The organism is Microcoleus sp. AS-A8, from assembly GCA_039962225.1.
Lineage (GTDB): Bacteria > Cyanobacteriota > Cyanobacteriia > Cyanobacteriales > Coleofasciculaceae > Allocoleopsis.
The window spans coordinates 1-12,874 of the sequence record JAMPKV010000021.1 but is presented as its reverse complement, the minus strand read 5'-3'; the positions used below and the strand labels follow the sequence as shown (position 1 = coordinate 12,874).

At 45.8% G+C, this 12,874-nt stretch carries 15 protein-coding genes; 9 read left to right on the top strand and 6 right to left on the bottom strand.

Features of this window, described 5'->3' with window-relative positions; genetic code table 11:
• Nucleotides 1-459: 459 nt before the first annotated feature.
• Together NDI48_24850 and NDI48_24845 are read right to left on the bottom strand one after the other, a co-directional pair.
• Nucleotides 460-1,008, bottom strand: a complete 549-nt coding sequence (locus NDI48_24850) for a hypothetical protein (protein MEP0834397.1) — start codon at nucleotides 1,006-1,008, stop codon at nucleotides 460-462.
• Nucleotides 999-1,424, bottom strand: a complete 426-nt coding sequence (locus NDI48_24845) for a hypothetical protein (protein MEP0834396.1) — start codon at nucleotides 1,422-1,424, stop codon at nucleotides 999-1,001. Before NDI48_24845 ends, NDI48_24850 begins: the two co-directional genes overlap by 10 nt.
• 583 nt (nucleotides 1,425-2,007) lie before the next feature.
• Here NDI48_24845 and NDI48_24840 point away from each other — a divergent pair.
• From NDI48_24840 to NDI48_24805, 8 genes are all read left to right on the top strand, one after another.
• The gene (locus NDI48_24840) at nucleotides 2,008-2,466 is read left to right on the top strand and encodes a hypothetical protein (GenBank protein ID MEP0834395.1); all 459 of its coding nucleotides are present in this window, start codon (nucleotides 2,008-2,010) and stop codon (nucleotides 2,464-2,466) included.
• 440 nt (nucleotides 2,467-2,906) lie between these two features.
• Nucleotides 2,907-3,455 (top strand): GNAT family N-acetyltransferase, encoded by a 549-nt coding sequence (locus NDI48_24835; GenBank protein MEP0834394.1) that lies wholly within the window; start codon nucleotides 2,907-2,909, stop codon nucleotides 3,453-3,455.
• A gap of 26 nt (nucleotides 3,456-3,481) precedes the next feature.
• Nucleotides 3,482-4,027: a hypothetical protein gene (locus NDI48_24830; protein MEP0834393.1), complete on the top strand. Its 546-nt coding sequence runs from the start codon at nucleotides 3,482-3,484 to the stop codon at nucleotides 4,025-4,027.
• Between the two features lie 1,024 nt (nucleotides 4,028-5,051).
• Nucleotides 5,052-5,357 (top strand): hypothetical protein, encoded by a 306-nt coding sequence (locus NDI48_24825; GenBank protein MEP0834392.1) that lies wholly within the window; start codon nucleotides 5,052-5,054, stop codon nucleotides 5,355-5,357.
• A 309-nt stretch (nucleotides 5,358-5,666) separates the two neighbouring features.
• Nucleotides 5,667-6,059 (top strand): hypothetical protein, encoded by a 393-nt coding sequence (locus NDI48_24820; protein MEP0834391.1) that lies wholly within the window; start codon nucleotides 5,667-5,669, stop codon nucleotides 6,057-6,059.
• A gap of 429 nt (nucleotides 6,060-6,488) precedes the next feature.
• Nucleotides 6,489-7,565, top strand: a complete 1,077-nt coding sequence (locus NDI48_24815) for a nucleotidyltransferase (protein ID MEP0834390.1) — start codon at nucleotides 6,489-6,491, stop codon at nucleotides 7,563-7,565.
• Nucleotides 7,552-8,022, top strand: coding sequence for a hypothetical protein (locus NDI48_24810; GenBank protein ID MEP0834389.1), 471 nt, complete (start codon nucleotides 7,552-7,554; stop codon nucleotides 8,020-8,022). Before NDI48_24815 ends, NDI48_24810 begins: the two co-directional genes overlap by 14 nt.
• Before the next feature lie 15 nt (nucleotides 8,023-8,037).
• Nucleotides 8,038-9,504 (top strand): SAVED domain-containing protein, encoded by a 1,467-nt coding sequence (locus NDI48_24805; GenBank protein ID MEP0834388.1) that lies wholly within the window; start codon nucleotides 8,038-8,040, stop codon nucleotides 9,502-9,504.
• 537 nt (nucleotides 9,505-10,041) lie between these two features.
• On the opposite strand, the gene NDI48_24800 is transcribed toward NDI48_24805, so the two are convergent.
• Nucleotides 10,042-10,182, bottom strand: coding sequence for a hypothetical protein (locus tag NDI48_24800; GenBank protein ID MEP0834387.1), 141 nt, complete (start codon nucleotides 10,180-10,182; stop codon nucleotides 10,042-10,044).
• A gap of 186 nt (nucleotides 10,183-10,368) precedes the next feature.
• Between NDI48_24800 and NDI48_24795 the strand changes: the two genes are divergently transcribed.
• Nucleotides 10,369-11,496 (top strand): site-specific integrase, encoded by a 1,128-nt coding sequence (locus tag NDI48_24795; protein MEP0834386.1) that lies wholly within the window; start codon nucleotides 10,369-10,371, stop codon nucleotides 11,494-11,496.
• Between the two features lie 109 nt (nucleotides 11,497-11,605).
• Here NDI48_24795 and NDI48_24790 read toward each other — a convergent pair whose 3' ends face one another.
• The 3 genes from NDI48_24790 to NDI48_24780 all read right to left on the bottom strand — a co-directional run.
• Complete coding sequence (locus NDI48_24790; GenBank protein ID MEP0834385.1) at nucleotides 11,606-11,785, bottom strand: hypothetical protein; 180 nt, start codon at nucleotides 11,783-11,785, stop codon at nucleotides 11,606-11,608.
• Nucleotides 11,767-12,108 (bottom strand): hypothetical protein, encoded by a 342-nt coding sequence (locus NDI48_24785; protein ID MEP0834384.1) that lies wholly within the window; start codon nucleotides 12,106-12,108, stop codon nucleotides 11,767-11,769. The genes NDI48_24790 and NDI48_24785 overlap by 19 nt, the downstream gene beginning before the upstream one ends.
• Nucleotides 12,109-12,172: 64 nt before the next feature.
• A partial coding sequence (locus tag NDI48_24780) for a lamin tail domain-containing protein (protein ID MEP0834383.1) occupies nucleotides 12,173-12,874 on the bottom strand: 702 nt, incomplete at its 5' end.

Sequence of the window (12,874 nt, the reverse complement as noted above, 5' to 3'; positions counted from 1 at the left end):
AGTGGGTCGGGCGATATCAAAACTTCTGTTATAGTAGCCTGATATCTATAACTTCCCAACTTTTCCTTCAAAAGTCGTTGACCACTTAAGCAAAGACAATCAACTCCATATAAATTTTGCTCAACATTTAATTTGCTCTCAAATTCAAAGTGAGCATTTTTTTTCAAACTCTAATTATGAGTTGGTCATCTACGCTACTAATCTAACATCTTTCTTAAGGAGGATGTCAATAAAACGACACCAGTAATACGTAAATTTTCCGTGAATTATATTTTTGAACAGAGAATAAAGTGAATTTCTAACCCCAATCGCGATTACTGGGCCGGCGCTCTAGAAGTCTTCAAAACTTTAAGGAGTCGGAAGCATTAGGCTATACGAAACTTAGACGATTGAAGAACCTGCGTCTATGCGAGAGCGCAGAGTCCTCAGTAAGACTCGACAAGCAAGGCTGCACTGCTATCAATATCTTTGGTAACTTCCACCACCGCCCTCTTTCCACAACCACAAGGAAGACGGCGCTTCAAAAACTTCCAGCCTCGGATTGTCTGGTAAGGGACAAGCCGCTCCGGTGTAGTCAATATCCGTCGATTTTCTGACGACCTCAAACAGTTGTTCTAAGATAAAACCCAATAACTCAGAATCAGGATATCTGCTCCACGGGCAGTACCAAAACCATGAGTAGCCAAACGGCACAGTAACGGCTGAACTAGAGGCTGTAAAAATGAGTTGCAAGCTGGCTGTTTTGGGAAACGCCGAGGTATCTGGCTCTAAAATGCCAGTTAGCGTCGGGGTTTGCACGCCTAGATGGTGCAACTCGCTAGTTATACGTTCCCAATAGGCGGTTGGCTCTACGCCACCAAGACTGGTTAGTGGAACGCTCCATCTGGGGTCGAACGGCGATCGCAACAGCAGAAAATTATTCAGGAACCGGACTAATAACTTAGCTGAACTAATCCGATACCCAGCTTCTGTCAGGGATGCACAGTGGTCTATGAACTTTAACTCCATAGCATCCTGCTCTTGATAATGCGGAAACGTTCCTCCCTTGTTGATTGTGGCACATCCAGACACGGGTGTTTAAATCTGAGAATGTCAGCCAAAATCCCAGCTTGGTTAGCTTCAGCCCAATAGGCAAACAGCTCTTCATTATTGGGATCGCATTGCAACCAATAGGCGCACATATCCATCGCTGCTTCCTGGCTGCGACAGCGGACGGCTTCAACAAAATTATCTTTGGGATTACATCGGCAGGCAAAACACTCTTGCGGGGGCTGCTGTTCTATACCGGGCTGCTTTAGCCCTAATCCTTGCGCGTCTTTCCGGGAGGAGCCATTGCGAGATTCTCCCGGTGGCATTGGTCGATCGTCGGGTGGATCTTTAGGGATGTAACTACTGGCTGGTTTGGATTTTTTAATAATGGCCATAGCGGTAATAGTTCAAAAGCGATCGCGTCAGTCGCCTTGCCCCAGTTCGCGTACCGGGACTACGCTGACTAACCCCGATCGGTATAAAAAAATAAAGCGTCTTGCTGAACAACAAGATATAACGTTACAAACTTTAATCTGAATATTGACGAGACGCCAGATTCCGCTAGAGCGGAATTTGATACGTGCAAGCGGGTGCGTGTCCTGTTAACAGGACAAGGACAAGAATTGTCAGCAGCAGTCAGTCGTAAAGTCACAGCCGTTGAAAATTAAACCACCTTGGTTCAAGTACTTTAAAGATTTTGCCATTGAAAAAAGAATTAGTAGAAGATTCACCTCTAACCTAAGGCAGACACAACCTCCTGAGTGATAACTGAAAGGATGCTCTGCTAAGCTAATTTTTTTCTCTAACTTATGAGTTACTCCCTACGATTGAGTGAAGCGATCGCTCCTTTAAAGACATACTGGAAAAACAGATAACGCTTTGATAAGGACAACAAAAACACCAACGGTAGAGCATCGCAAAGAATTAGTGCAGTCCATCTACACCATTATCCTTTTTACTTAACAGCTAACAATTCTCATGGCAAGGAAAAATCAGCAAGATAATGATTCAAATCCTCAAGTTTCGTATTTAGTCAAAGAATACGAATCTTTAGCTCTTCAACGGCTCCAACTGCAACAACAGCTAGACACCTGCAATGAAGGAATAAAAGTAATGGTCAAGATAGATAAAGAACTGGGCAAAGCCATAGAAACATCCAAAAAAGGAGTGACTAAAGTCCTAGAGCTGGCAGCTAGCAGCAATCCTGATTCCCTAGAGATTGTCAAACAGCAATTGTTTGAGGAATTAGAAGCGCTATTCAAGCCATACCAGAAACCTCACCCCCACTCCGAAGCTGACTATGAAGACTCTAGCGAGACGACCCAACCCACAAACGAAGAATCACACTCTACTGACTTTAACTCTCCAGAAGACCTAATCACAACGGGCAGCAACGAATCGACAAACGGTCAAGGAAAAATGCTCCTCACCGTCTAATTTATTAAAAGCCAACATTGCCGAAATAAAGCACTCCAAGCCTTTCTCCCGTTAGCTATCTCCCTACATCCATCAATCTTCCAACAACTTTCCATACCGCAGCCTTTACAAGTAGGGTGCGGTTTTTACTATAGTTTTTACCCCCACTTTTTCACTAGACGAAGCGAATGATCGCTTCTAGCCAATGCCTCTCGATTTTCACTTCCAAGCGCTAACGCGCGATCTGCCGTAGGCGGCAGCGCTGACGCTCTTGAGCGTCGCTACCGCAACGCTTTCGCTATCGCAAATCTAACAGTCTTGATGACGAGGGCTTGCTCCTGAGTACATCATTCAGGAAACTCTAGCTCAGTTGTACAAATATGTAACATTTATATATACTCTAATAACAAGATAATTTTTCCCTCACACTAGAGAGTTCTGTCCTCAAAGTAAGGAAGGTTGTGCGACTAAAAGTTCAATTAATTCGCAGCGAAGATAATTCACCTGTTGAGGCATATATAGTTGAATTAACTCAAAAGCACATCGATGATTACGAGAATCTTTGGCGCGAGTCGTTACGGACGTTCCAGACAGAAGATAAGTTTTGGGACTGGGTATTTAAACTTGATTTTATTACAAGGCAAGAGAACCATTCTGGCTATGCTATTGAATGTTTCGATCTCACTCAAGGGCTGATGATGGTAGAGACACAGTTGCATGGTTCCCGCGATTTAATCGGTAAACGTTTAGTATATATTGAAGCCCTAACATCGGCTCCTTGGAACCGTAAAGAAATCCAAAATCCACCGCGATTTAAAGGTGTAGGTTCGGCTCTACTCAGGTATGCAAGACTACTCAGTGTCGAATTGGGATATGAAGGAAGAGTAGGACTGCACTCATTACAGGGTGCCGAGCGGTTCTATGAAAACCAAGGGATGTTTAACTACGGTGCGGAAGAAGACTATGACAATTTGACATACTTTGAATACGGAGCCTTGCGGCAACGATAACAATAAAGGGGGTAGCGGTAGCAATCATGAGTCAACAGCAGGAAAATAATCGCGAGTCGGTTGGGGACATCGTCAATATAGTCAATATAACAGAGGCAATAGATTTGCTATTTGCTCCGGAATCACTGCTAATCGCAACTCGCCTCGAAGACGAAGCTGACTGCAATGTGGCAGCGGGACTCGATTGGGGGTCGAATTTGAGAAAGTTTATACAAAACCCCACTCTACTGGGTCGTCTGACTCAGTTGCGCGTCTCGCTTAATCGTGAAGTACGTCTGCTCTTAGAGGAATGGAACCTGGGGGTTGGTACCAACAGCGCTCTCACCAGTGCAAGGGCGAGATTGATAGAGCGGTTGCAAACCCCTACACCCGATGCGATCAATGTACTTCAAGGGATTTTAAGGCAGGACGAATTGTACAAAGATGAGTTTATCTCCGACCACAATACATTGCGATCGCTCCTTACAGTGTTATTAACCGAAAGTGATTGGGAGATGATTGCCAATAGTGCAGCCAATTCCATACGAATGCAAGTAATGCATCGTGGTGATCCTGCCAAAATTTCAGCCTGAGAGCAAGTAATTTAACTGCCAATGCAGGTTCGAGTCAGTCGGGATGTAGTAGAACACTTACGCAGCAGAAGATGAATCCGGAATTGGCTGACCCCAAAAGGTAGTAGGCGGGGGAGCGTAGATGCTCTCGTCCAGTTTTGAGGCTGGAGTCGCGACTCCTTTGGCAATATTCTCAATTTTGAGGATGCAATCGGTATCGCGGAGGAACAAGAGCGTAATACGAGAGCGAGCCTCCAACAGCTCTTCAACACCGAGGCAAAACGGCGAAATTCCCTCTTGAAACTAGGGTTTTAGAAGGAAAATAGTATTCTGTGGCTGATCGAGGAATCCGCAAGGGAACTCAAAGCCAATTCTTAAGAGCAGCGAGTCATTATTGCAGCCAGGGAATGAACCCGCCGCTACTTGTGGTCCCGCGCCCCGGTTGCACTCATTTAACGCTATTGGGCGTTAGATTCATCTACTTCCGGGAGGTTCTTTGACCGGACACCCTCTCCCAGACTCGTCGCACGGGTACGTGCGCGGAGCAACGCTTACGGATTTCTCCTACAGCATTCTGGTTGTGAACATCTGGCACGAAGCGCGATCGCCCGACTCTTGTTAAAATCCAGTTGGCTGGATTTTAACAACGAATTAGATTGACCTAAATTAGGTTATCAATCGCTGTAGGTAGTTCACTTTCTAGCGGCTGACGGTCAATATATCCAGGATCGCGAATTGTCTTTTCCTATTCGATATATTCCCAATTCTCCGTTGAACGTAACCATCAATTTGTCAAGATAGTTTCAAGAACCGCCGCGTGTTGTAGATGAACCAACCCTCATATTCAGACTTAGTTATGGGCGGACAAACGCCCAACCTGAGAGCCTCCTTAGTTTTAGGGGGAATTGACGGAATTAAAAAACAACTTGCAAGCAATTAAGACCAAAGAGAGCGATTGCTATGTAATAGTGTAAAAAGCACGTCATGGAATAAGCGGCTAACGCCTTCATAGATGATGAAAAAACGTCGCAATCATCTTAAAATTATGGCAACTTTCACAGCGTATGACCCAAACCATCAGCCCGTAGCAAATTTTGACTATGGCATCGTCTCCTTAATAAATGCCGTGCTAAATCGCGAAGACTACGACGGCAAGCCCATGTATCTAGAGCCAAAAGAATTGCCAGCGCTCAAATCATTACTCGATCGCGTAAATATCGGTTTCAACACGTCTGAAATCGTAAAACCTTCGACAGAACATTCTTGGTATCACTGGTCGTACCAAATCCAGCCGGGAGAAAGCCACTTCAGAAGCTCCAAAAATGTCGCGCTGACGATCCTCGAAGACTAACTCTTATCAATTCTACTTTCATGCGGTGAGTTAAGGCATTCTCTCTTGATAGAGAATGCCTTATATGCTGAGGGTAGTGCTGTTGTTAAAATCCAGCCGACTGGATTTTAACAACGTGATGAATAAAGTCAAAATACGTTATGTCCTGTTACCAGGACACGAGGTTTTCATAGAACACTGTTGCAGTTGAATTATGGTTGATAAAACCGATACGCATTGACATGAAGAATTACGACTTTCAGAAGGGGTTGAGCGGGGGTTCTCGCTCAATTTTTCTTGTGTTATGACGCATAAAGATTGCTATTTATCATGCTAGAAGAATCAGTAGAAGCCCTGGCACCAGCTCATGAACCAGCTCATGAACCAGCTCATGAAGTGGAAAACGTGCCAGTAATCAACAATCCAGTAGCAGTGGTATTAGAACCAGTGCAGGCTCCCCCTACTGTAACGCCCTCATCGTATGAACAGGCACTTACGGTAATCAACGGACTCACCAAAGTACAACTAAGAAAGCTGTGCAAGCCGTTAGGAATTCAGCAAAAACGAAACGGTGTAGAACTGACCAAAGAGCTGATGGCAGCGACTATTAAGAAAGTCCTCAAATCCAACGAGCAATTAGTCATTCCTACAATTGCCCAAAAGTTAGATATTGAAATTGCAGTGGCAAAAGAAGAAAGCATTGAATCAATTGCCTCTGCCTAATTAAAGGATGCGATCTACGCTCTTCGCTGCACAGCCACGCAGATCGCGTCCTAACGTTTGTCGATATTACTGTATTTCGATCAAGTTGATAATAAATTTTTTCACGATTCAGCGCAAGTCCCAATTCCTGTAACAAAGAGATGCGTATCTTACCTGAATAAATTCTAAATGTGTTGGACTACAAATTTAACACCATAACAGATCTCGTGCTTGCCGAATGCGACGACCCAACTCCCTGTAAAACTCCCGATTTTCAGCCATGTGGTACCGCTCAGAGCGCTCGCGTTTCTCAAAACAATTCTATCTCTCAATGTCATTAATACAAACTGTTATTAATAATGACTAAACAATTTTTTTAGATTTTAATAGTGTCTTTCCTCTATTGCTGTGGGTACACTAAATCTGAAAGCTTCGCATAAGGAAAATTTCGTGTTCCCTCTCCGCACTTATTTCGATGAACTCCTAAAGAATGTTCGCCCTCCTCAACACCGTATTGAAGCAGCCCAAGAACTCCCCCCGTTAGTGCGCGAGTACATTAAGCAAAGCAAGGAGTTTCCAACCGTTTACCCGCATACTCGCCTTGCAGGTTCCTACCCTCAGAAAATGGGTGCAGGTGATGTCAAAGATGTAGATACGCTGGTTCACGTCCCTGGCGATCCTGAGAAAAATGAGCCGGAAGCCAAGCAACTGATTCTGGACTTGAAAAACCTGCTGGATGGCTTGCCAGAATACCTGGAGGACGAAGGATATGCCGAAATTGATATCGAACGGGCACGGCGCTCCATCCATGTGTATTTCAAAAACAAAGATTTTCATCTGGATTTCGTTCCGTGCATTGCGCCCGATGGCTTCGAGGAGGTTATCTACGTGCCTGATCGCGGCTTCAATGAGTGGATTGCCTCACATCCGATCGGCTACATTAACCTGCTCAACGAGCTACAAAAAGAACATGACGGCAAAGTCAAGCCGCTCGGAATTCTCCTAAAGCATTTCCGCAATTACCAGATGAAAACCCGTAAGCCCAAGAGTTACTGGCTTGGTGCCCTACTGGTTTATCACATCCAATCCGGCAATTTGGACACATCGCAAGATCTTGGGGTGCTGTTCCACGATCTGCTCGATGCCATCTACTGCCAGTACGATCACTTGCTCTGGATAAGCAGTGATGCGACCCCCAATATCCCCGATCCTATGCTGGGACATAACGTTTCCTGGAATTGGGATCGCAGCCATTTTGAGACGTTCATGCGGCGCATTGATGACGGGCGACGATGGGCAACGAAGGCACTAGAAACGGATGATCGTGAAAAGGCGATCGCGTATTGGCAGAAGATTTTTGGCGAAGAATACTTCCCGTCAGAGGTTGAAACCGCAGCTTCCACACTCGCTAGTGCAGGATTTCCCGGAAAGTCTTACGTTAGCTCTACCGGATTGATTCTGCCGAGTCAGCCCGCTTCCGGTCTTTACACAGCAACTCAAGCGACTAAGTTTCATGGGGCTGAGTGAGTTTGAATATTCCCAACTGAGACCCACAATTAACCTGGCGCTCCAAAGTCTACATATCCTGCATCGGTTTCCAGGATTTACTTACAGACGAGAGCATGGAGTAGCGGTGTGGCGAGGGACGCTTCAGCCTCGTCCCCTCTCCCCAAAATATCGTGTGGCTGTGCGGTACAAACTCAGTTCCTATCCTAGCGTTAAAGTCATTTCTCCTGCTCTAGCGCCCAAAGCCCCGCACTTATGGAGCGATAGAACGCTCTGCCTGTACTACCCAAAGGAAAATCCTTGGCGACGCGATATGCTTATTGCTACAACCATCCTTCCCTGGACGGCATTATGGCTCTACTACTATGAACTATGGCTCGATACAGGAAAGTGGTTGGGTCCATCATCCCATGCGGCCGATCCTAACCTTCAAGGTGGGTATGCTAACCCTAATGAGGGCGATGAAAAAATTAGCTGAGTTGCGCTCGAACGTATGGCTGAAGATGATCGTTTAATTCCCTCTCTTCTGGAACCCCAGTCACGGGGTGGTGATATAGCGGAGGGTGGATTTTCTTTTCAAGATCACATTATCCTTGCCCGTATCCCTGTCTGGCTGGCTCAGGAAGGCTTCACAGCGATGGTGAAGGAAAGTATTGGCGATGTTGAAGCCAAATTTTTCGTTCCTAATCGTGGCTTCGTTAAAGACTTGATTGAAGTGAAGGATCATGTACTCCAACCCTCCGAGTTTTGGACTGAACTTAAACGATTTCAGAAAATAGATGCTGGCAGTCCAGAGACATACGGAAGTTTTACCCTCATTGGAACAGGGGCTTCCAAAGAACTGCAACCATTAATTAACGGGCTAAATCGGGTTCGCGGCTCTCAGGATTTTTACGAGGAGCAGGATGGTGTTAAAAGTAACTCTACACAGGAGTATGTTCGACTCGTTCAAACTAAGGGACGTACAGAGCAGGATGCTCTTTTTCTTTTGGAGAAGGTGACAGTTGAAACCGACTGGAATACTGCAAAACCTTATGGCGAAGCAGTGTTTAAGCAATCTTTAGCTGACCACCTTGAAGAATACGGAGATTTGTCAGCCAAAACTATCGATAATATCTACAACCACCTAGCGACATTCGTGCGGCACAAGAAAAATCGAACTATCACCCGTAAAGAGCTAGAGAAGGAATTACGAGAAAAAATTCCTTCCCATCAGCAACCAGCACTCCGCTCTATTCTGATTTACACAGCAATCTCACCAGAAGATAACCCAACTCATCCAGGGCTTCGCTTTGATTGGACGCCTTTTTCTGGTGGTGAAACTCGTGCGATCGCTCCATCTGAGCAGTGGGATCGACTACTGATTGAACTCCAAGACGCTCGGACGTGGATTGAGAATTACCGCAACACTAAGCGTATTAGGCTTTTGGGCAATCGGCGCGTGTCAGCTTGCCTAGCGATTGGCTCTGTATTTTCTGCCGTTCGGGGCTACGCCATTGAAATGGATTACCGTGGCGAGATTTGGGCAACCAACTCTCATCCGACCGCTGGAACTCCAGCCTATCCTTTGGCTTACCAAACTTTAGGGGATAAGGGCGATCGCCTCGTTGTTAGCATCAGTATCTATCGTAATATCCTGCCTGAGGTGAAAGCTAACTTGGAAAGGTTTGGATTGTTAGACGCGCCGTTACTTGATGTTCGAGGAGAACACCCCATTACCTCACCAGAGCAAGCCAATGTCGTTGTTGGGAGCGTGAAGAAGATCGTTGTTCAGAACTTGCTGTCCGCTGACAGTAGAACAATTCACCTGTTTTACGGTGGTCCTGCTCACCTTGCCCTTTTTCTGGGGCATCGGCTAGATGCAACAGCACCAATTGTTTGCTACGGATGGGTTGGCGGTAGTCAGTATTCTCGAACCTGCCAGTTATTTTCAGGACGCTGCACAACTCATTCAGTTTGATAGTAATTATGAAAGATTGTTGACTGATAGCTATCGCTTTCAAGCCGTCGAGCCTGACAGATTTTATCTACATTATTTTAAAAAAAATGCTTCTATTAATAACAAGGCTAGAAGGCTCTAATTACTCTTTATTGGGAAATGGAGTATCCCAGTAAACCTAAAATCTGAGTAATTGCTAGCGCCGAATCTCTATCTACTCGTTTTCCCTAGAAAAAACGGCGACGAACTCACTCTTGATTCTGTGGGAAATAAGGTCAGAGGCGAGCGCCGCCTTCACCCATACCCGCCACTTTCCCATTCTCTGCCTACTTTTTTATCTAGACTTCCGTTCAAGAACAGCTAAAATTTTACCGCTCTTCTTCCTTTATTAAACACATAATATTGAAGAGTTATTGCCCTTATGGGAGGCATTTTAATTGGGGGCGAACACCAGGGCGTATCAGTGGATCGACCCCGAGCAAAACCTCCGTGTTCAAGGTAGCGTTTTATACTTTTACCTCGTGCCTCTTTTTCAGCAATTCTGCTTAGACCTTAGAGTTAGGGAAAAATTAGGGAAGCGATCGGCAACGGGAAGCTTGTATCCAACGGGGCAGTGAATGTCGTAAACTCAGATAGATTGAGAATCGATCGCACCAGGATTTCCGCAAAGGAGTCACGGCGACCCTCTGTATAGTTCACAGATGCCCCCGGTCTAGGGGATGTAAAAGCAATTGCCCATGCTCGTTAGGTTTGAAGCTCGCTGGAGCGGAGCTGGAAGCCACGGGGTGTACGGGCTTTTGCCATCGACTGAACCCAGCGACCTATCTTGGCTGTCCTTACCGATTATACCTTAATTAGAGAGAGGAGTTGAACAACAAAAACTCAATGAAAGATGGAGAGTTAATCGACCTACTGAATCGGGTCAACACCCGACTCAAGACGGATAAGGTTCGAGTCACAATTAAACAAAAAGGCAATCGGTTATATTTACGCGGTACGTTTCCCCCACGTCCTCTAAGTAATAATACTAAACCTCATCAACAAGAAATTGCTATCGGTCTATATGCGACAGTGGAAGGGCTGCACCGAGCCGAAAAAGAAGCTCGTAAGGTAGGAGAACTTCTCGATGATCAACAATTCTCTTGGGAGCCTTATTTGCGTCATCTTCAAGAAAGACAACCGTCTCCAAAAACGACTAGGGATTGGATTAATGAATTAGAACGCGATTACTTTACTCGACGCGCTAGAACGCCAGAATCTGTTACCACATGGAATACTAACTATCAAGAAGTCTTTAAGAGTCTGCCCTATGATAAGCCCCTTACTGTTGAAGTTTTAAAAGGTGCGATCGCTTCGACTCGTCCTGACACAAGAATGCGTCAAAAGACCTGTTTAGCGTTAGATAAATTAGCGCAAATGGCGGGAGTTGAATTTGAGGCTAAAAGGTATATGGGGAACTACTCCCCCACAAAAGTTTCCCCGCGCTCTCTGCCAACCGATTCTGAGATTGTCGAGTGGTATCACCAACTCTCTAACCCGGCATGGCAGTGGGCTTTTGGAATGCTGGCTACCTATGGTTTGCGCCCTCACGAACTGTTTCATCTGGACTTGGAAGGGTTCAAAACAAGTGAGGGGGTTTTGACCGTCTTGTCGGGAAAAACGGGGATGCGGAAAATCTGGCCGTTGCATCCCGAATGGGTGGAGCAGTTTAATTTAACTGATATTAAACTTCCTCAATGTACGGGGAAAACCAATAGAGACTTGGGGCATCGGGTCACCCGCTATTTCCAGCGCCAGCGCCTTCCGTTTCGTCCTTACGACTTGCGCCATTGTTGGGCGATTAGAAGTATACATTATGGATTAGACATCCCCTTAGCGGCGCAACAAATGGGACATTCGGCAACGATTCACAGCCAAACTTACCATGCGTGGCTCAGCTATCAACATCATCAACAAGCGTTTGAGCGGTTGCTCAAAAGAGCCGACAGACCCCTGCCACCACGCCTTGAGTAACACCCTGTAGGAATCACACTCTTTGTCGCTTTTGTCAGTTTTAGGGTATTGAACCCTTTCAACTGACCAATGTCTAAGTCCCATTTAGCAGCTTGACCGATGCAGGAAATTAACGCATTTGCTGAGCTTTTTGCAGGGCGCGATTTGCCATGACAATTCCGTAACCCGAATCCTTGTCGTAACCACCAGCTTCGATGTCCAGCGCGGTTGAGGTTAGGATGTTCCGAATCTGCGATCGAGTTAGATTTGGCTTGTAAGATTTCACGGCCATCAGCGATCGCGGCGGCATGGGGGGCGGGTGTGAATCACAACCTTTATTCTTCCTTTGTCGTCCGTTATCGCAGCGTTTCTCAATGCAGGCACTTTTGTAAATAGACTGTTTCCTCTTTTCGCTTTGAGGGCATAGATTATCTGCAAGTCGATTTTTTCGCTCAATTGCAGTCCTCGATGCTTTTTCCGCCTGTAAAGCTTGAATTTGCGAAGCGGCTTCCGGGGAAACTGTCTAAAGCTATGACTGCTGACGCCAATCAACCCGACTTGCTTACAGACTTTTCTCAAAGCTTTGTCGGCTGAATCAGGCAAGAAATGTCCGCCAAAGCGACCAGGAAACAAATATGGAAGGGAAGCCAGCCAAGTTTTTATTGGCAGGACATGAGGCTAGCTCCCTTAACTCTCTCTAGAAAATAAGGGTACGCCCTTGCTCTTGAGCTTGTACTTTGGTGTAACTAACTCTATGCACTACTTTGCCGTCACGGTTTAGCAAACGAATCTCACCGCCTTTGTTTGATAATTGAATTGAGTTTTTAGGCAAGGTGATGGTGGTTGTAGCGGCAGGAGACATTACGTTGGATTGGTCTGATAATACATATCGGTTGTTCATCGCATCCAACAGAAACCAGCCCTCAAGTGAAACGTTAGCTGACCCAGTGTTAATCAAAGTCACCGTCTCTTTCCCTTCATCGTCTCCTAAAGGATTGACCAACGCCGCAATAATCCTCACTGGGCTATCTACAGTAATGGGAATGGGTGGCTGTTCAACATCTGGGCGTGTTGTCCCTCCTGAGGAAGCATTTGTATTGTCTCCTGCTGGTCCCAAATATACAGGGTAAAAAGTCCGAATATTTTGATTGTTTTCACTTCGGAACATTTTTAGGTCATATCTAGCACCATTGATTACAGCTTCCTTTGGTGCCCGTGCGCCAATATGAGCACGGACTGCCCCGATCGCCATGAGTCCTTCAACGCTGCATCCAACAAAAAAACCACCTATCGGTTTAGTTAAGGGTCGAGTGCCTCCACGGTCATAATCAGGGGCATCCCACTTAAATGAAATTGTGACCGATTCTGGGAAGTTTTCCTGACCTCTGCCATATTGACC